This is a genomic window from Sulfitobacter sp. 1A15258, from assembly GCF_043557045.1.
GTDB classification, from domain to species: domain Bacteria; phylum Pseudomonadota; class Alphaproteobacteria; order Rhodobacterales; family Rhodobacteraceae; genus Sulfitobacter; species Sulfitobacter faviae.
On the sequence record NZ_JBIFFK010000008.1, the window covers coordinates 124681 to 143587 of the forward strand.

14 protein-coding genes, 1 tRNA gene and 1 pseudogene are annotated in these 18907 nt (G+C 65.2%); 8 read left to right on the top strand and 8 right to left on the bottom strand.

Going from position 1 to position 18907, the window contains the following annotated elements; translation table 11 throughout:
- Nucleotides 1–6 precede the first annotated feature (6 nt).
- Complete coding sequence (locus ACGYK9_RS15940; protein WP_394412950.1) at nucleotides 7–702, top strand: DNA mismatch repair protein MutT; 696 nt, start codon at nucleotides 7–9, stop codon at nucleotides 700–702.
- On the opposite strand, the gene ACGYK9_RS15945 is transcribed toward ACGYK9_RS15940, so the two are convergent.
- The 3 genes from ACGYK9_RS15945 to ACGYK9_RS15955 are packed head-to-tail and all read right to left on the bottom strand — an operon-like array spanning nucleotide 699 to nucleotide 3248.
- Nucleotides 699–1619 (bottom strand): EamA family transporter, encoded by a 921-nt coding sequence (locus tag ACGYK9_RS15945; protein ID WP_394412953.1) that lies wholly within the window; start codon nucleotides 1617–1619, stop codon nucleotides 699–701. The two genes, ACGYK9_RS15940 and ACGYK9_RS15945, sit on opposite strands and share 4 nt — an antisense overlap.
- Nucleotides 1620–1659: 40 nt before the next feature.
- Nucleotides 1660–2166 carry a lipocalin family protein gene (locus ACGYK9_RS15950; RefSeq protein ID WP_394412956.1) on the bottom strand — a complete coding sequence of 169 codons (507 nt, stop codon included), beginning with the start codon at nucleotides 2164–2166 and terminating at the stop codon, nucleotides 1660–1662.
- A gap of 38 nt (nucleotides 2167–2204) precedes the next feature.
- On the bottom strand, nucleotides 2205–3248 hold the full coding sequence (locus tag ACGYK9_RS15955; protein WP_394412959.1) for an aldo/keto reductase: 1044 nt from the start codon (nucleotides 3246–3248) through the stop codon (nucleotides 2205–2207).
- Nucleotides 3249–3403: 155 nt separating this feature from the next.
- Here ACGYK9_RS15955 and ACGYK9_RS15960 point away from each other — a divergent pair, with 155 nt between their 5' ends.
- Together ACGYK9_RS15960 and metG are read left to right on the top strand one after the other, a co-directional pair.
- On the top strand, nucleotides 3404–4627 hold the full coding sequence (locus tag ACGYK9_RS15960) for an MFS transporter (RefSeq protein ID WP_067267478.1): 1224 nt from the start codon (nucleotides 3404–3406) through the stop codon (nucleotides 4625–4627).
- Between the two features lie 70 nt (nucleotides 4628–4697).
- Nucleotides 4698–6422, top strand: a complete 1725-nt coding sequence (gene metG / locus ACGYK9_RS15965) for a methionine--tRNA ligase (protein ID WP_394412963.1) — start codon at nucleotides 4698–4700, stop codon at nucleotides 6420–6422.
- 54 nt (nucleotides 6423–6476) lie between these two features.
- Here the strand turns inward: metG and ACGYK9_RS15970 are convergent, their stop codons facing one another.
- Nucleotides 6477–7067: a PAS domain-containing protein gene (locus ACGYK9_RS15970; protein ID WP_394412966.1), complete on the bottom strand. Its 591-nt coding sequence runs from the start codon at nucleotides 7065–7067 to the stop codon at nucleotides 6477–6479.
- Between the two features lie 311 nt (nucleotides 7068–7378).
- Between ACGYK9_RS15970 and ACGYK9_RS15975 the strand changes: the two genes are divergently transcribed.
- The gene (locus tag ACGYK9_RS15975; protein WP_394412969.1) at nucleotides 7379–8920 is read left to right on the top strand and encodes an MHYT domain-containing protein; all 1542 of its coding nucleotides are present in this window, start codon (nucleotides 7379–7381) and stop codon (nucleotides 8918–8920) included.
- Between the two features lie 14 nt (nucleotides 8921–8934).
- Here ACGYK9_RS15975 and ACGYK9_RS15980 read toward each other — a convergent pair.
- Both ACGYK9_RS15980 and ACGYK9_RS15985 read right to left on the bottom strand, forming a co-directional pair.
- Nucleotides 8935–9021 (bottom strand) — tRNA-Leu (locus tag ACGYK9_RS15980).
- 78 nt (nucleotides 9022–9099) lie between these two features.
- The gene (locus ACGYK9_RS15985) at nucleotides 9100–9576 is read right to left on the bottom strand and encodes an Lrp/AsnC family transcriptional regulator (RefSeq protein WP_067267484.1); all 477 of its coding nucleotides are present in this window, start codon (nucleotides 9574–9576) and stop codon (nucleotides 9100–9102) included.
- Nucleotides 9577–9683: 107 nt separating this feature from the next.
- Here ACGYK9_RS15985 and putA point away from each other — a divergent pair, with 107 nt between their 5' ends.
- The 4 genes and pseudogenes from putA to ACGYK9_RS16005 all read left to right on the top strand — a co-directional run bounded on the left by putA (nucleotide 9684) and on the right by ACGYK9_RS16005 (nucleotide 15491).
- Nucleotides 9684–13100 (top strand): bifunctional proline dehydrogenase/L-glutamate gamma-semialdehyde dehydrogenase PutA, encoded by a 3417-nt coding sequence (gene putA, locus ACGYK9_RS15990; protein WP_394412972.1) that lies wholly within the window; start codon nucleotides 9684–9686, stop codon nucleotides 13098–13100.
- Nucleotides 13101–13127: 27 nt separating this feature from the next.
- Nucleotides 13128–14279 carry an amidohydrolase gene (locus ACGYK9_RS15995; protein ID WP_394412975.1) on the top strand — a complete coding sequence of 384 codons (1152 nt, stop codon included), beginning with the start codon at nucleotides 13128–13130 and terminating at the stop codon, nucleotides 14277–14279.
- A gap of 85 nt (nucleotides 14280–14364) precedes the next feature.
- The gene (locus ACGYK9_RS16000; RefSeq protein WP_394412978.1) at nucleotides 14365–15108 is read left to right on the top strand and encodes a rhomboid family intramembrane serine protease; all 744 of its coding nucleotides are present in this window, start codon (nucleotides 14365–14367) and stop codon (nucleotides 15106–15108) included.
- Nucleotides 15105–15491: pseudogene (locus ACGYK9_RS16005) on the top strand (GFA family protein). Before ACGYK9_RS16000 ends, ACGYK9_RS16005 begins: the two are co-directional and overlap by 4 nt.
- On the opposite strand, the gene ACGYK9_RS16010 reads toward ACGYK9_RS16005, so the two are convergent.
- Together ACGYK9_RS16010 and ACGYK9_RS16015 are read right to left on the bottom strand one after the other, a co-directional pair.
- The gene (locus ACGYK9_RS16010) at nucleotides 15464–16579 is read right to left on the bottom strand and encodes a DUF2235 domain-containing protein (protein WP_394412981.1); all 1116 of its coding nucleotides are present in this window, start codon (nucleotides 16577–16579) and stop codon (nucleotides 15464–15466) included. The pseudogene ACGYK9_RS16005 and the gene ACGYK9_RS16010 sit on opposite strands and share 28 nt — an antisense overlap.
- Nucleotides 16557–18854 carry a xanthine dehydrogenase family protein molybdopterin-binding subunit gene (locus ACGYK9_RS16015; RefSeq protein ID WP_394412984.1) on the bottom strand — a complete coding sequence of 766 codons (2298 nt, stop codon included), beginning with the start codon at nucleotides 18852–18854 and terminating at the stop codon, nucleotides 16557–16559. Before ACGYK9_RS16015 ends, ACGYK9_RS16010 begins: the two co-directional genes overlap by 23 nt.
- Between the last annotated feature and the right edge of the window lie 53 nt (nucleotides 18855–18907).

Sequence of the window (18907 nt, forward strand, 5' to 3'; positions counted from 1 at the left end):
TACCGCATGACCATCGACAAGACCAAAATCCGCAACGCCGCCACGGTGATCGTGCTACGCGACCGCCATGAGACCCCGCATATCCTGATGGGGCAACGCGGGGCCAAGGCGGCCTTCATGCCGAATAAATTCGTTTTTCCCGGCGGGGCGGTGGACGCGGGTGATGCCGATGTGTCCCTTGCCGCCCCGGTGAACGCGCTTTGCCACGGCAGGCTTTGCGACGATGCCGAGCCATCGCTCGCCCATGCCATCGCCGTCGCCGCCATTCGTGAACTTTGGGAAGAGACCGGTCTGGTGCTGGGCCGCAAGGGCGCGTGGAAGGGGGATGTGCCGTCCGACTGGCAGAGCTTTGCCGCCACGGGCCACCTGCCCGATGCCTCTGCCCTGCAATTCGTGTTTCGCGCCCTGACACCGCCGGGCCGCCCGCGCCGCTTCGACGCGCGTTTCTTTCTGGTGGATGCCGACGACATCGCCAGCGACCCCGATGATTTCGATGCCGCCTGTGATGAGCTGTCACATCTGCAATGGGTGCCGCTGAGCCGGGCGCGGTCTTTCGACATGCCCTTCATCACCGAGGTCGTATTGGCCGAGGTCGCCGCCCGGGCGCGCGACACCAGCCCGCCTGCCTCGGTCCCGTTTTTTAAGAACAACGACGAAGAAAGCCTGTTCCTGCGCCTGCATGGCCGCCCGATGTCGGGCTAGGTCACCAAAACCAGCATCAAGATCGAGACCGCCAGCACCGCCATGCCCGCCCACTCCCGGCGCGAAATCCGCTCGCGGAAGAACAGGGTCGTGGCCGCGATGCTCAGCATCAGTTCCACCTGCCCCAAGGCTTTCACATAGGCCGCGTTTTGCAGGGTGAAGGCGATGAACCAACAGAGCGACCCGCCCATCGAGGTCAGCCCGATCCAAACCGCCACCCGCCGCGCGGCCCAGACCCGGCGCATCTGCCCCGGTTCGCGCAGGCGCAGCCAAAGGGCCATGATCAGCGTCTGCATCAGCACCACCGCCGCCAGCGTCACGCCCGCACGCAACAGCGGATCGCCCGAGGCCACGGCGAGCGAAGCGCCGCGATAACAGACCGCCGAGATCGCGAAGAGAAAGCCCGAAGCGATCCCCAGCCCCGCCGCACGGTTGCGCAGATCGCTAAGGCGCAGCCCCCGCGTCTCGGCCCCGCCGGACAGCAACAGCAGCCCCAGCACGCCAAGGGCGATGGCCGCAAAGCCCGCGCCCGAAACACCCTCGCCTAGCACGATCCAGCCCATCAGCACGGTCTGGATCACCTCGGTCTTCTTGAAAGTGATGCCCACAGCAAAGTTGCGCTGCTTGAATAATAGCACCACGCAGACCGTCGCCATGATCTGCGCCGTGCCGCCCATCGCCCCATACAGCCAGAACCCCGCCTCAAGCGGCGGCACCCCCTGCCCGCTCAGCGCAAGATAGAGCGGCAGCAACAGCGCCACGAAGGGCGCGGAATAGAGAAACCGCGAAAAGGTCGCCCCGCCTGCCGAGAGTGTATCGGTCGCCAGATGCTTTTGCAGCATGAAGCGCCCGGTCTGGAAGACGGCGGCGGCAAGGGTGACGAGGATCCACAGCTCGGGGGCGAAAACACTGTCCATAACAGCCTATAGGCCGAAGGCGGGCGGCAGGGCCAGTGTCTTAGGGTCTCATCTCTAGGGCCCCGAGGTCATAGCCGTTGAAGGCCAAGATCTCCTGTGCTGCGGCGATCCGGTCCGCCCCGCCTGTCGCCTGACGGTCAAGGATCCAGCCATATCCGCCATCGGGGCTGCCGATGACCGCCGTGCGGAAGCCTTCGTCGACCCAGAGCACCCAGAAAGGCCGCTCGGCCCCGCCGACGGCGGCGCGCATCGCGTAACGGCCCGGCCCCTCTGCGCTTAGCGCCCAAAGGGTACGGGTGTTGCGGCATCCGGCGCTGTCGCAGGTCTGGCGCTGTTCGATCAGGGTCGGCCCTTCCGGCGCAAAGGTCACGGCTTGCAGCTCGGCGTCACCGGGGAATGCAGCCCGGACCTGCCAATCGCCGCCAAAACGCGCCGCGTCATAGCGGCTGGTGGCCCCGATCAAAGCCTCCGCATCGCGAAACCCGGTCTGCGCGGGCGGTGCCTCGCCGCCACTGCAGGCCGCGAGGGCGCCCAAGAGCAGCAACATGGCCCCCCGCCGCGCCAAATGCATCCTAAGGCGGCCCATCAATAGGGCATCGGATGGGCTTTATGCGCTGCATCAAGGTCGGCCATCACCTCATCGCTAAGGCTCAGCTCCGCCCCGCCAAGCGCCACGTCAAGCTGCTCAAGGCTGGTCGCGCCAAAGATGACAGAGCCCATGAAGGGCCGTGTCGCACACCATGCCAGCGCCATCTGCACCGGGTCGAGCCCATGTTTCTCGGCCACGTCAAGATAGGCCGCGACTGTTTCAAAGGCGCGGGGGGTGACCCGACCGCCGAGGTCTTCGTTCAGCGACAGGCGCGACCCAGCAGGAACTTTCCCGCCCTGATATTTCCCGGTCAGCAAGCCCGCGGCCAGCGGAGAGAAGGCCAGCATGTCGATCTGTTCATTGACGCAGGTCTCGGACACATCGGTATCGGCCAGTCGGCACATCAGCGAATATTCGTTCTGCACCGAGATCGGGCGCGGCCCGCCCACCCGTTCGGCCACGGCAGCCCATTGGGTCAACCCCCAAGCGCTTTCGTTGCTGAGGCCAAAGGCGCGGATCGTCCCACGTTCGACCTCACGTTGCAGCGCGCCGAGCGTGTCCTCCATATGCGCAATGGTCTCGGCCCGGTTCTGGCTGGATGGGTCGTAGTGCCAGTTCTTGCGGAACATATAGCTGCCGCGGTTGGGCCAGTGGAACTGGTAGAGATCGATGTAATCCGTCTGCAACCGCTTCAGCGAGCCTTCGATGGCGCCGGGGATCGTGTCCGAGGAAATCGGCGCACCGTCGCGCGCATGCGGCATCCCCTCGCCGGAATGTTTGCTGGCCAAAACCACCTCGTCCCGGCGTTTGTCGCGGGCGAACCACTGGCCGATGATCTCTTCCGTCCGGCCAGTCGTCTCGGCGCTGATCGGGTTCACGGGGTACATCTCGGCGGTGTCGATGAAGTTGATCCCGGCCTCCAGTGCGCGGTCGATCTGCGCATGGCCCTCCTCGGCGGTGTTCTGGGTGCCCCATGTCATGGAGCCCAAACAGAAATGCGAGACCTCGATATCGCTTGAGCCGAGCTTTTTCATCTTCATCTTTTGGTCCTCGCTTGTGATTTGCCCGCAACCTAGCCGCCTGCCCGGCCTTCGCAAGGGCAATTGCCCCGCGCCGATCCTAGCACCCCGACAAAAGCGCAGCCCCGGTAGTTTTCGGCCTTCCGTTTGGGCAGCAATGGACGCAATCTGCGCCCATGCGCCTGCTCATATCCTTCGCCGCCCTGTTCTTCTCGGTCATCCTTCTGCAACTCTCCACCGGAGGTGTGGGGCCGATCGACGTGCTGTCGGGCGCGCAGCTTGGGTTCAGCCGACAGGAAATCGGTATGCTCGGCTCGGCCCATTTTCTGGGGTTCTTCATCGGCTGCTGGTGGGCGCCTCGGTTGATGGGCAGCGTCGGCCACAGCCGCGCCTTTGCGGCCTTCACCGCCGCCGGATCAATCGGCCTGATGGCGCATATGATGGTGGTGGACCCCTACGCATGGGGGCTGATGCGTGTCGCGTCAGGCATGTGCGTGGCGGGCTGCTATACGGTGATCGAAGCATGGATGCAGGCCAAGGTCACCAATGAGACCCGCGGGCGCACCATGGGCGTTTACCGGGTGGTGGACATGAGCGGCTCGCTCGCCGCGCAGTTGATCGTGGGCGTGCTCGCCCCGGCGTCTTACGTCTCTTACAACCTGCTGGCCATCGGCTGCTGTGCTGCCCTCTTGCCGCTGACGCTGACCAAGGTCCGCCCGCCCGAAACGCCCAGCCAGCCACGGCTGCGCCCGCGCCTCGCCTTTGACCGCTCGCCACTGGCGGCGGCGGGGGTCATCGTGGCCGCCGTCTCCAGCGCGTCTTTCCGGATGGTCGGGCCGATCTACGGCCAAGAAGTCGGCCTCAGCGCGCCTCAGATCGCGTGGTTCCTTGCCGCCTTCGTGCTGGGCGGTGCGCTTGCGCAATATCCCATGGGGATGCTGGCCGATAAGTTCGACCGCCGCTGGGTGCTGATCTGGCTCTCGGTCGCCGCGATGGGCGGCTGTGCGGTCACCGTGATGGGCGCGGGCTATGGCACGGCGGGGATCATGCTCTCGGCCGGGCTCTTCGGCGCCACGACCTTTCCGATCTATTCGGTCTCTGCCGCCCATGCCCACGACTTTGCCAGTTCCGACGAGCGGGTAGAGCTTTCCGCCGCCCTGATGTTCTTTTTCGCTCTGGGCGCCATCGGCGCGCCCTATCTCGCCTCGGTCCTGATCGACAATTTCGGCGCGGCGGCGCTTTTCGCGATGATCGCGGCGGCGCATGGGGGCCTGGTGGTCTTTGGCCTTGCGCGGATGCGTGCGCGCCCCACCTTGGCCGAGCGGACGCCCTACGTCTACGCGCCACGGACCAGCTTTCTCATCGGGCGGCTCTTGGGCCGCGCGCGGGACCGCGACTGAGCGGTCCCGTCTTTTGCTGGAACTGGCGCAGCCCTTGCGATAAGGCTGCGCCAAGCACGGGAATATTTATATGACACGCCACCTCATCACCTCCGCCATCCCCTATATCAACGGGATCAAACATCTGGGTAACCTCGTGGGCAGCCAGCTGCCTGCGGACCTCTACGCGCGCTATCAGCGTGGCCGGGGGCAGGATGTTCTGTTCCTCTGCGCCACGGACGAGCACGGCACCCCCGCCGAGCTTGCCGCAGCGAAAGCGGGCAAGCCGGTCGATGAATATTGCGCCGAGATGTATGAAACACAGGCCCGCATCGCCGAAGGCTTTGGCCTCTCCTTCGATCACTTTGGTCGCTCGTCCAGCCCGCAGAATCGCAAGCTCACGCAGCATTTTGCCGGTGCCTTGGCGGATCAGGGGCTGATCGAAGAGGTCTCCCAACGGCAGATTTATTCGCCGACCGACGGGCGCTTCCTGCCCGACCGCTATGTCGAGGGCACCTGCCCCAACTGCGGTTTCGAGGATGCGCGCGGCGATCAATGCGACAATTGCACCAAGCAACTTGACCCCGAGGATCTGATCAACCCGCGCTCGACCATCTCGGGCGCTACTGATCTGGAGATGCGCGAGACGAAACACCTGTTCCTCAAGCAAAGCCAACTCAAGGACGAGTTGGACGCTTGGATCGACAGCAAGACCGACTGGCCCGTGCTGACCACCTCCATCGCCAAGAAATGGCTGCATGACGGCGACGGGCTGCAAGACCGTGGCATCACCCGCGACCTCAGCTGGGGCGTGCCGGTGAAACGCGGCGATCAGGACTGGCCGGGCATGGAGGGCAAGGTCTTCTACGTCTGGTTCGACGCGCCCATCGAATACATCGCCTGCGCGCAGGAATGGGTCGATGCGGGCAAAGGCACCGATTGGGAAAGCTGGTGGCGCACCGACAAGGGCGCCGAAGACGTGCGCTACACCCAGTTCATGGGCAAGGACAATGTCCCCTTCCACACGCTCAGCTTCCCCGCCACGATCAAGGGCTCGGGCGAGCCATGGAAGCTGGTGGATTACATCAAGTCCTTCAATTACCTCAATTATGACGGCGGTCAGTTCTCCACCTCGCGCGGGCGCGGCGTCTTCATGGATCAGGCGCTGGAAATCCTGCCGGCGGATTACTGGCGCTGGTGGCTCTTGAGCCATGCGCCCGAGACCTCGGATGCTGAATTCACTTGGGAAAACTTCCAAGCCTCGGTGAACAAAGACTTGGCCGACGTGCTGGGCAATTTCGTCAGCCGGATCACCAAGTTCTGCCGCTCCAAATTCGGCGAAGCGGTGCCCGAGGCCGGTGAATACGGCGAGTCGGAACATACGCTGATCGAAGACATCACCGCCCGCGTCGCCCGTTACGAGACGCTGATGGAGGCGATGGAGGTCCGCAAATCCGCCGCCGAACTGCGTGGCATCTGGGCGGCGGGCAACGAATATCTGCAAGCCCAAGCGCCTTGGACCACCTTCAAGACTGACCCCGACCGCGCGGCGGCGCAGGTACGGCTGGCGCTGAACCTGATCCCGCTCTACGCCGTGCTTTCCGCACCCTTCATCCCCACGGCCTCGGCCTCGATGCTGGCGGCGATGAAGGTCGAAGACATGCCCTGGCCCGACGATGTGCCCGCGGCCTTGGGCAAGCTTGCCCCCGGCCACGGGTTTGAAGTGCCCGAGGTGCTTTTTGCCAAGATCAGCGATGAGGACCGGGAAAGCTGGGCCGAACGTTTCGCCGGTAAGCGCGACTGCTCAGAAATCTAGGAACAGCGGCGCGGGTTATGCGCCGCTGTTTCGTTCTACGGCGAAGGCGCTCGGCTAACCGCGCCGCGCGCGCTTTCCGCCTGAGACCGCGCGCACTGGCCCCACGCCATTCGCCGCCGCTTCGACACCCCGAAACCGGAGGCCATGCCCCCGCCCTTCGGGATCCCGCTCCGCCGTGAGCCATCCGTGGACAATGCGGGCCGTCTCCTCCCCCGGGTGCATTTGAAAGCCGCCCTGCGGCGCCAGCCCCTCAAGCGCCTGCGCCCAAAGCGTGCCGATCTCAGCCCCATCGCAAAGCCGCGGCCCGAACAGATCGCTGATATGTTGCCCGATCAGACAATCCCCCAGCCCATAGGTGACACCGCAGGCCGCCTCATTGGCATGGCAAACGCGCCCATCGGGAGTGAAGACCACGTCGATTTCGGCCATATCGGCCTTGACCGGGGATAGGAGGCGATTGCCCGCCGCCCCCTTCCCGCCCGCGGGGCCAAGAGAGGGCATAAGCGCCCCGCGAAGCCCCGCTTTGGGTCGGCCATCAAGGTTCTGCCTAAACATGCGCCGCTCTGCCGCGAAAACGATGGAGATGAGCGGGAGTTGCCCTGAGGTAAGGCTGTCCTCCCCAGCAGCGGTATCTCCGTCTGACATGCTCACCCTCTTACGCGGCCCGTTGGGCCCCGACGCGCCGCACCGCACAGCGGAGCCCAGCATCCGAGCAACATAGCTCCGCAAGCAAAAAACCATACGCCGTAAGAGGTTAAACGATCGCCCTCCTTTCCCTGACCCTGCCATCTGCCGCCTCTGCCTCATCCCGCCCCACTGCCGACCTTGGGGGAGGATTAGCGGCAAGGTCTTACCACGGAGTTAAAAAATGTAGGCACAGTGTGAACTTGCGGGAGACTTATTTTCGCCCTATTCCGACAGCAATTAACCAAGTGTTAATATCAGATAGGATAAAGATGTTCCGGGTCGCCCATACAATTCATCACGATCACGACCTCGGGCTCGTGCTGCTTGCAGCACTTCTTTGTATCTTCGGCAGCTGGGTGGTGGCACGGCTCTATCGGCATGTGCTTGAACAGCCGCGTCGCCAAGCGTTGATCTGGTGCTATCTGACCGCGATGACAGCGGGGGTGACGATCTGGTGCACCCATTTCATCGCGATCCTTGCCTATCAGCTCGACGCGCCGGCGACGTTCCATTTCTCGCTCACCTTCCTGTCGCTGATCATCGCCATCGTCGGCTCGATCTTGGGCGTCGTCATCGCCGGGCTGCTGAAATCCCGCCGGGCCACGGTTCTGGGCGGGACGATCTTTGGGCTGGCGATTTCGGCCATGCATTATACCGGCATGGTGGCCTATCGCGTGCAGGGCGCGATCCAGTGGGACATGGGCTATCTGACCGCCTCCGTCATCATCGCGGTTGTCCTTGCGACCCTCGCGCTTGGCGCGGCGGGCCGTGGGGGCAAGGGCAGCGTGCTGTGGATGACCGCGCTTTTGGCGCTGGCGATCATCCTGCTCCATTTCACCGGCATGGCCGCTTTTCAGGTCACCCCGCTGGCCGCGCAGCCGCTCTATGCCAACCCTGTCGAGTACAAATTAATCGCGCTGATCGTCGCCGGCACCGCCGCCATCATCGCCCTAGCCGCGCTCTTTAGCTATGTTGTCGAAAACCGCACCCGCAACGAAAGCGTCCAGGAACTGCGAAAGGCCCGCGATGCCGCCGAAAGCGCCAGCCGGGCGAAATCGGAATTCATGAGCGTGCTGAGCCACGAATTGCGCACCCCGCTGACCATCGTGATCGGCTACGCCAGCTTCCTGTCGGAACTCAAACGCCACAACCTCGCCAAGCTGGGCCCGGATGAAAAACCGGAGTCCGAGCATTTCACCAAGATGGGCGATCAGGCGGAACTCTACGGCCAGCGCATCAAATTCGCGGGCGGGCAATTGTTGACCATTATCAACGACATCCTCGACTATACGAATATGGAGTTAAACGACCTCGCGCTGGACAAAACCGCCTTCGACACCCGCGCGCTTTTGGAGGAAGTGGTCGAAGAGCACCACGGCGCCGCGCATGATAAGACGGCCACGCTGCATATCGACACCCCACCGCTGACCGTCACCGCCGACCGCCGCCGCAGCCTGCAACTGCTGGGCCATATCGTCGGCAATGCGCTGAAATTCTCCAAGGCGCGGGACATCTATCTGCGTGCGGGCCTGCACGCGGGCGGGTTTGTTTTCGAGGTCGAAGACAATGGCGTTGGCATCGCCGCGCAGGATCTGGACCGCATTTTCGAGGCTTTCACCCAGATCGAAGATGCCGACGACCGCGCCGAGGGCGGCACCGGGCTGGGGCTCGCGATCTGCAAGAAACTGGCCCTTGCACATGGTGGCGACATCACGGTCAAAAGCACGCTCGGTCAGGGGACGACCTTTACCGTGTTCATCCCCGGCGCCACGCAATTGGCAGAGCCTGTGACGCTGGCGAAGGCAAGCTAAGTCTTTGAAACCAGTGGTGCGGGCGGTGGGACTCGAACCCACACGGGGCTACGCCCCAACAGATTTTAAGTCTGGTATGTCTACCATTCCATCACGCCCGCATCGGGGCGCACAATAAGCATCACGCGGGCGGTGTAAATGGGCGAATGCCCCCGGCCCCATGGTTCTGGCACGATGCGTCAGGCCGTATCGGCCAGCATGGTTTCCTTCACCGCCTCCATCGCCACATAGGTCGAGGTGCTGGCCACATGCGGCAGGGTTGAGATGACCTCCCCCAGAAAGCGGCGATATTCCGACATGTTCCGCGTGCGCACCTTGATCAGATAGTCGAAATGGCTCGCGATCATATGGGCCTGTTCGATCTCGGGCACCTTGGCCACGGCGAGGTTAAAGGCCCGCAAGGCCGCCTCGCGCGTGTCGTTCAGGCGCACCTCGACAAAGGCGACGTGATCCAGCCCCAGCCGGATCGGGTCCAACAGGGCGCGATAGCCAAGGATCACGCCGCTTTCTTCCAACCGGCGCAGCCGTGCTTGGGTGGGGGATTTCGACAGGCCGATGCGGCGGGCAAGATCGGTGATGCTGATACGCCCGTCCTCGGCCAACACCGATAGAATCGCGCTGTCGAACCGGTCCAGATTGAAAAGTTCATTTGACATGTGATTCCCCGCTAGTTCGGTCATAACGACCATGATACAATATATATTAAGTCGATTAGCCTTCTCAACATGCGGTATTCTGGTCGAAACATCAACTGGAGCTTGCCATGGCCCTCGATCACGCCCCCGCCCTTCGCCAAACCATCGACGCGCGCACCTATGCCGAGCCTGTCGCGCTGCTCACCGAGCTCAAGGCGCAGGCCGATCTTTCGCCCGAGGACCGCGCCAAGATCACCGCCGATGCGGCGGGTCTGGTGCGTGACATCCGCGGCACCTCGGCCCCCGGCATGATGGAAGTCTTCCTTGCCGAATACGGGCTCAGCACCGAGGAAGGCGTGGCGCTCATGTGTCTGGCCGAAGCGCTGCTGCGCGTGCCGGATGCCGAGACCATCGACGCGCTGATCGAGGATAAGATCGCCCCCTCGGACTGGGGTCGGCACATGGGGCATTCGACCTCCAGCCTCGTCAACGCGTCGACATGGGCGCTGATGCTGACGGGCCGCGTGCTCGACGACGACCAGCCCGGCCCGGTGCGCCACCTGCGGGCGGCGATCAAACGTCTGGGGGAGCCGGTGATCCGCACCGCCGTCAGCCGGGCCATGCGCGAAATGGGTCGCCAGTTCGTGCTGGGGGAAGACATCCAAGCGGCGATGAAACGCGCCCGCGGCATGGAGAAGAAGGGCTTTACCTATAGCTACGACATGCTGGGCGAAGCCGCGCGCACCGAGGCCGACGCCAAGCGCTATCACCTGAGCTATTCCCGCGCGATCTCGGCCATTGCCGAGGCCTGCACCCATGACGACATCCGCAAGAACCCCGGCATTTCGGTCAAGCTCTCGGCCCTGCACCCGCGCTACGAGTTGGCGCAGGAAGAGGCCGTGATGCGTGATCTGGTGCCCCGCCTGCGGGCGCTGGCGCTCTTGGCGAAATCGGCTGGCATGGGCCTCAACATCGACGCCGAGGAGGCCGACCGTTTGGCACTCTCGCTCGAGGTGATCGACACGGTGATGGGCGAGCCTGCGCTGGCCGGCTGGGACGGTTTCGGCGTGGTCGTGCAGGCCTATGGCCCGCGCGCGGGCGTGGTGATCGACACGCTTTACGAAATGGCGCAGCGCCACGACCGCCGCATCATGGTGCGGCTGGTCAAGGGCGCCTATTGGGACACCGAGATCAAGCGCGCGCAGGTCGAGGGGATCGACGGTTTCCCGGTCTTCACCCGCAAGGCCGCGACGGATGTGAGCTACATCGCCAATGCCCGCAAGCTTCTGGGCATGACCGACCGCATTTACCCGCAGTTCGCGACCCATAACGCCCATACCGTCGCCGCCGTGCTGCATATGGCCGACGACCCCGAGGCTTACGAATTCCAGCGCCTGCACGGCATGGGCGAGACGCTGCATGACATCGTCATGCGCAAGCGTGGCACCCGCTGCCGCATCTACGCCCCCGTGGGTGCGCACCGTGATCTGCTGGCCTATCTCGTCCGGCGTCTTTTGGAAAACGGCGCGAACTCCAGCTTCGTGAACCAGATCGTCGACGAGGAAGTCCCGCCCGAGGTCGTGGCCGCCGATCCCTTCGACCAGTTGAACGACAACGCCCCGACGATCCCGAAAGGGCCAGAGGTGTTCCAACCGCAGCGCGCCAATGCGCGGGGCTTCGATCTGGCCCATACCCCGACCCTCGCCGCGATCGAGGAGGCCCGCGCCCCCTTCGCGGACGCCACTTGGGAAGCCGCACCGCTGCTGGCGGGCGAAGCTGCGCCCGAGGCTGCCCAAACCGTCGCCAACCCCACCGGCGGCACCTCGCCCGGGACCGTGTGCCCTGCCTCCAAGGCCGATGTGGCCACCGCGCTCGACAACGCCGCCCCTTGGGACGCGCCTCTTGACGCACGGCGCAGCACGCTTCTGCGCGCCGCCGACATGTTCGAGGACCGCTATGGCGAGATCTTTGCCATCCTCGCCCGCGAAGCCGGCAAGCAACTGCCCGATTGCGTGGCCGAGCTGCGCGAGGCGGTGGACTTCCTGCGCTACTACGCCGGTCAGGCGACCAACGAGCCGCCCGCGGGCATCTTCACCTGCATCTCGCCGTGGAACTTCCCACTGGCGATCTTCTGCGGGCAGGTCACGGCAGCCCTGGCCGCCGGCAATGCCGTGCTCGCCAAACCGGCCGAGCAGACCCCGCTCATCGCACAGCTTGCCGTCAAGGTGCTGCACGAGGCCGGCGTGCCGCGCGCGGCGCTGCAACTGCTGCCGGGCGGCGGCGAGGTGGGCGCGGCGCTGACCGGCGACGCCCGCGTCAACGGCGTGGCCTTCACCGGCTCCACCGCCACCGCCCTGCGTATCCGCGCCAACATGGCCGAACACTGCGCCCCCGGCACACCGCTGATTGCCGAGACCGGTGGCCTCAACGCCATGATCGTCGACAGCACTGCCCTGCCCGAGCAGGCCGTGCAGGCCATCGTCGAAAGCGCCTTCCAATCCGCGGGCCAGCGCTGCTCCGCCGTGCGTTGCCTCTACGTGCAGGAGGACATCGCCGAGGACCTGATCACCATGCTCAAGGGCGCGATGCAGGCGCTGCGCATTGGCGATCCGTGGCATCTGTCGACCGACGTGGGCCCCGTCATCGACGATGCCGCGCGACAGACCATCGTCGATCATGTCGAGGCCGCCCGCGCGGAGGGCCGGCTGATCGCCGAACTAAAAGCGCCCGAAGGCGGCACCTTCGTCGGCCCCGCGATCCTGCGGGTGGATGGCATCAGCGACATGAAGCGCGAAATCTTCGGCCCCGTGCTGCATGTGGCGACCTTCAAGAGCCATGAGCTCGACGCCGTGATCGACGCGATCAACGCCACCGGCTACGGCCTCACCTTCGGCCTCCACACGCGGATCGACGACCGGGTGCAGCATGTGTCCGAGCGGATCGAGGCGGGCAACATCTACGTGAACCGCAACCAGATCGGCGCCATCGTCGGCAGCCAGCCCTTCGGCGGCGAGGGGCTTTCGGGCACCGGGCCGAAGGCGGGCGGGCCGAACTACCTGCCGCGTTTCGCCGCGCCCGACCATCAGGAGGCTTCCGGCCCATGGGACAGCGCGCAACAGAGCCTACCCGCCCTGCCCGCGCACCAGCCGACCGTGCTGGAGACCCAGTCGATGCCCGGGCCCACCGGCGAGAGCAACCGCCTGTCGACCCTGCCCCGACCTGCGCTTCTCTGCATGGGTCCGGGGGCCGAGGCGGCCACGGCGCAGGCCAAGGCCGTGCGCGCCCTCGGCGGTGTCGCGGTCGAGGCTGCAGGCCGGATCGCCCCCGAAGCACTCACCACCGGCCCCGCCTATGGCGGCGTGCTCTGGTGGGGCGATGAGGAGACGGCGCGGCAAATCGACAAGGCGCTGGCGGCCCGCGAAGGGGCGATCATTCCGCTTCTGCGCGGCAAGCCCGACACCGCGCGCGTCCGCGCCGAGCGCCATGTCTGTGTTGACACCACCGCCTCGGGCGGCAATGCACAGCTCTTGGGGATGATGGCCTGAACGGGCCGCGCAATTAGGGGGAGCGCCATGCTGACGAACCGCGATATCGAAGAGTTGACGCAGTTTCGCAGGGCGCTCCACCAACACCCCGAGATCTCGGGCGAGGAAGTGGAAACCGCCCGGACCATCGCGGCGGAACTGGAAAAGCTCGCGCCTTCGCGCATCCTCACCGGCCTTGGCGGGCATGGGGTGGCGGCGGTTTTCGACAGCGGCAGCCCCGGCCCCACGGTGCTCTTCCGCGCGGAACTCGACGCCCTCCCAATCCCCGAGGAACATGACATTCCTTGGGTCTCTAAGGTGCCGGGCAAGTCCCACGTCTGCGGCCACGACGGTCATATGGCCATGCTCTTGGCGCTCGGGCGGATGATCGCGCGCCGCCCCGTCGCAAAGGGCCGCGTGGTGCTGATGTTCCAACCGGCCGAGGAGGACGGCAGCGGCGCGCGGGCGGTGGTGAACGATCCCACCTATGCCGAGATCGCTGCCGATTACGCCTTTGCCATCCATGTCGAGCCGGGCCGCCCCTTTGGCCATGTCGACACCGCGCCCGCGCTGATCAACTGCGCCTCGAAAGGCATCTCCGTCACCCTGCACGGCAAGACCGCCCATGCCGCCAGCCCCGAAGACGGCACCTCCCCTGCGCCTGCACTGGCCGAGTTGATCCCGGCGCTGCAAGCGCTCGGCCCCGGCGGGCCGCTTGACGATGACTTCCGCCTCGTCACCCTCACCCACCTGCGCATGGGTGAGCCGACCTTTGGCGTCGCCCCTGGCGAAGCGGCGCTCTACGCCACCCTGCGCAGCACCCGAGACGCGGCGCTGGCCGAGATCGAAGCGGCCCTGCGTGCCGAAGTCGCCCACGTGACCGAGACCCATGGGCTGACCGTAGCTTTCGCGGAATCCGACCATTTCGCCGCCTCCATCAACCACCCCGACGCCTACGCGATCGCCGCCGCAGCGATGGACGCGCTTGGCGTGTCGCACGGGCAGGAAAACCTGCCGATGCGCGCCTCCGAGGATTTCGGCCTGTTCGGGCGCGATGCCAAGGCGGCGATGCTCTGCCTCGGCCCCGGCGAGGGCTATGCCGCCCTGCACAACCCCGATTACGATTTCCCCGATGATCTGATTCCCGTGGGCGCCGGAATTTTTGAGCGGATCGCGCGGGATTTGCTCGGTTCCGCTTGACAGAAGCCCCCGCGGGCGCAGCTAAGGTCATGAAGATCCCCCGCGCCGCTTGACGCTGCGGACGACTTGGCAAAGGCTGGCCCGCATGTTCCCGATCCGCGATCACAACCCCTCGGGCCGAACGCCCTTCGTCACCTATGCGCTGATGGCGCTCAACATCGGGGTGTTTCTGTCTTCCCTGTCGCTGATGGCGGATGAGCGCGCCTTGGCCGAGTTTTACTACAGCTACGCCCTGCTGCCCGCGCGGCTGAGCCATGGGGAGGGGTATTTCGGCCTTATCACCTCGCAATTCCTGCATGGCGGCTGGATGCATCTGGCGGGTAACATGCTGTTTTTGTGGATATTCGGCGATAATGTCGAAGATGAAATGGGCCATGGGCGCTATCTGCTGTTCTACCTTGCCTGCGGCATCGCCGCGGGTCTGGGCCAAGTCGTGACAGAGCCGCTGTCATGGGTGCCCATGGTCGGGGCCTCGGGCGCGATTGCGGGGGTGATGGGGGGCTACCTGCTGCTCTTCCCGCGCGCCAAGGTCGACATTTTGGTGATCTTCATCGTGTTTTTCCGCATCTTCGCGATCCCGGCGTGGATCATGCTGGGCCTGTGGTTCGGCATGCAGTTCATCGGCGGGATCGGGGCCACGCCGGGCACCGGCGGGGTGGCCTATTGGGCCCATGCGGGCGGGTTCATTGCGGGGCTGCTGCTGACCTTGCCGCTCTGGCGGCGGCGGGGCGGCTTTGCCTTTTGGCGGCAGACCCACGGCCATCCGCCCCATGCCGCCGCAGACTATGACCTGAGCGAAAGTCGCATTCCGAAAGTGAGACGCAAATGACCGAAACCTCCGAAACCCGCCGCGCCTCGTGCCACTGCGGGGCCGAGGTGATCGAAGCGCTGTTTCCGCGTGGGCTAGCCTCGGCCTCGCGCTGCACCTGCTCCTTTTGTCGCCGCCGTGCCGCCGCCACGGTGACCGCGCTGGCCGAAACGGTGACCGTGTTGAAAGGGGCCGAGAACCTCACGCTTTACACTTGGGGCACGCATACCGCACAGCACTAATTCTGTAAGACCTGCGGCATCTACACCCACCACCGCCGCCGCTCGAACCCCGATGAATGCGGCGTGAACCTTGGTGCGATCGAAGGGGTCTTGCCTTGGGAGATGGAGCCGCTGCCCTATAGCGATGGCATCAATCACCCCTCGGACCGCGACCCCGGCTGAAGGCCGGAGATCACACCCTGCATCCGGGCCAGCAGCCCCGGCTGCGGCTGAGCCTGTTCGCGGCGCTGCTCCACGCTTTCGTGCAACCGCTCGGACGGGTCCGCGCCCACCACCCGACGGCGGCGGGTCACCAGCATCTTGCCATAGCCGCGCCAGCGCCCGATGGAGGGCGCGGCGGGGTCTTGATCGAACCGCGTGGCCCAGCCTGCGGGCAGCGGCAGGCCGCTGTCCTCCATCCGCGACAGCAGCCAGACCAGCGGGATATTGGCCAAGGGGCGCGCGGCCTCATGCCCGCCCAACTGGCCGCCCACGTCGCCATGGGTGCCGGGGAACCAGACCTGTTCCAGCCGCCCGTCATAGCCCTCGGGCGTGGTCCATAGCACCGGGGCATAGGCGACGCGGGTCTCGTTCAGGGCCAGCGCCTGAAAGCCGTTCTTCACGTTGCGGCTGAGGTCATGGTTGTGGAACATATGCAGCGGCTGCGAGAACCGCCAGAACAGCGGCGCGTTGAGGCCCAGCGACTTGACCGTATCCCAAACGCCAATCGCCTCGATCTCGACCTCGGGGTGACAGTTGGCGCGGGCAAAGAGTTCGCCCGCCTTGCTCAGATGTTGCGCCTCATAATGGCGGTAAACATCGCGGATGTTACGCTCTGTCGCCACCTCGGCGCGCAGAAGCCCCACACGCTCGATCACCCCGGCGAGCGAGCGCACCGCATAGCCACCGCGCGAATAGCCCATCAGGAAAATCCGATCTCCGGGCCGGTAGCGCGAGGCGAGATATCCATAGGCGCGGCGGATTTGCCGGTTGATCCCGCGGCCCAAGATCACATCCAAAGCGCTGCGCCAATCGCGCCATTGCAGCCCCGGCTCGTAATAGATCGACAGGGCGCTGCCCATCTCGCGGCAGAGGCCATAGGCAATGCCCGCATTCGTCTCACGCCCCAGTTCGAGCGAGGACATGGTCCCGTCGAGGATGATGACATGGGTCACCGCCCCCCGGCGCGGGCCAAAGTCGCTTTCAGGCCGCCGCCAGAACCGCCCGAAGAGCCGTTGGAACAGGGTTTTACTCGGCTGCGATTGCGGCACCTTGCAGCATCTCCCAGACACGGTGCGGGGTGAACGGCATATCCGCCTGCCGCACGCCGCGTTCCCACAGGGCATCCTGCACTGCATTCGACACCGCTGCCAAGGCACCAACGGTGCCCGCCTCCCCGCAGCCCTTCATGCCCATGACATTGGCCGTGGAGGGCACCGGTTCGGAGGTGAAAGAGATCATCGGCAGGTCCGCCGCGCGGGGCATGGCATAGTCCATGAAGGTGGCGGTCAAAAGCTGGCCGTCCTCGTCATAGACCACCCGCTCCTGCACCGCTTGGCCAATGCCCTGCGCCACCCCGCCGTGGACCTGCCCCTCCGCCAGCATCGGGTTGATGAGATTGCCGAAATCGTCGACCACGGTGTAGCGGTCGAGCGTCACCACCCCGGTCTCGGGGTCGATCACCACCTCGGCCACATGCGCCCCGTTGGGATAGCTGCGCCCCGGCAGGCTGGCGCGTTCATGGTGGCTGAGCAGATCATCCCGGCCCTTAGCGCGGGCCATCTCGGCCACCTCAAGCATCGTCGGGCTGATGTTCGAGCCCTCTGCGCGGAAACGTTCGTCATCAAAGGTGATATCCGCGGCGGCGACGCCCAATTCCTTGGCCAGAAACGCGGTGAAGACTTCAGTGATCTTCGCCACGGTGGCCAAGGTCGCCGTGTTCTGCGTGGTGACCGAGCGCGAGCCGCCGGTGCCGCCACCCTTCTTGATCAGATCGCTATCGCCCTGCACCACGTCGATCCGCTCGGCGGGGATGCCGGTCTGGTCCGAGAGGAACTGCGCATAGACCGTCTCATGCCCCTGCCCATTGCTTTGGGTGCCGACATAGATCGTCACCCGGCCATCGCCCTCGAAAACCACTTTGGCCCCTTCGGAGGGATCGCCCAAAATGCTCTCGATATAGTAACACAGCCCTTGCCCGCGCAGCAGGCCGCGTTTGGCATCCGCCGCCCGGCGCGCGGCAAAACCGTCGCGGTCGGCCTCTTGCCCCACCCGAGCCAGCAGCCGCGCGAAATCGCCCACGTCGTAAAGCTCGCCCGTGGCAGTGGTATAGGGGAATTGCTCAGGCTTGATGAAGTTGATCCGCCGTAACTCCCACGGATCGACGCCCAACTCACGCGCGGCGCGGTCCATCAACCGCTCCAACACATAGATCGCCTCGGGCCGCCCTGCACCACGATAGGCGTCGACCTGCGCGGTGTTGGTGTAATAGCCCTCGACATGCAGATAGGTGTCTTGCACGTCATAGACGCCCATCAAGACCTTGGAGAAGAGCTGCGACTGGATCGGCTGGCCGAACTGGCTGTTATAAGCCCCAAGGTTGCAGCGCGTATCGACACGGTAGGCGGTGATCTTGTGGTTTTCGTCAAAGGCGAACTCGGCCCAAGACACCAGATCACGCCCGCCGTTGTCGGTGAGCATGGCTTCGGTCCGCTCTGACATCCAGCGCACCGGGCGGCCCAGCGCCCGCGCGGCTTGGGCCACGCAGAAATACTCCGGGTAGGTCATCGCCTTCATGCCGAAACCGCCGCCGACATCGGGATTGGTGACGCGCACCGCGTCTTCGGGCAGGCCAAAGGCTTTGGTCAGAAACCCCTTGTGCGCCCAGACGCCCTGCCCGCCCAGCGCCACATGCAACCGGCCCTCGGTCCATTCGGCATAGCAGCCCCGCGGCTCCATGGAGTTGACGATGATGCGGTTGTCCCCGACCTCCAGCTTGACGCGATGGGCGGCCTTGGCAAAAGCCGCCTCAACCTTGGCCTCATCGCCCATATGCCAGTCAAAGGCGTGGTTGTCGGGGGCCTCTGCGTGCAGGGGCTCACCGCCCGGGGCGACATCCATTTTGGCAGGCAGATCGTCGGCCTCGAAAAGGATCATCTCCGCCGCGTCGCGGGCCTGTTGCAAACTCTCGGCCACCACCAGCGCCACCGGCTCGCCCACATAGCGCACGCGGTCCTTGGCCAGCATCGGGCGCAGCGGCGCCGCCCCTTTGCTACCATCGCGGTTGTCGACGACCGTATGGGGCAGAGCGATATTCATCCCCGCCGCTTCCAGATCGGCGCAGGTCAGCACCAGATGCACGCCATCCGCCGCGCGGGCGTCCGTCACATCCAACTCAGTGATCACCCCATGGGCCACGGGCGCGCGGAAAAAGACGCCATGCAGCGCCTCGGCGGGGGCGATATCATCGACATAGCGGCCCTTTCCGGTCAGGAAGCGGTGGTCTTCCACCCGTTTGACCGGCTGGCTTTTCCCGAACTTTTCCATCTGACGCCGCCCCTGCTGCCCTGCCTGTTCCAGCGCAACAGTAGCGGGCGCGC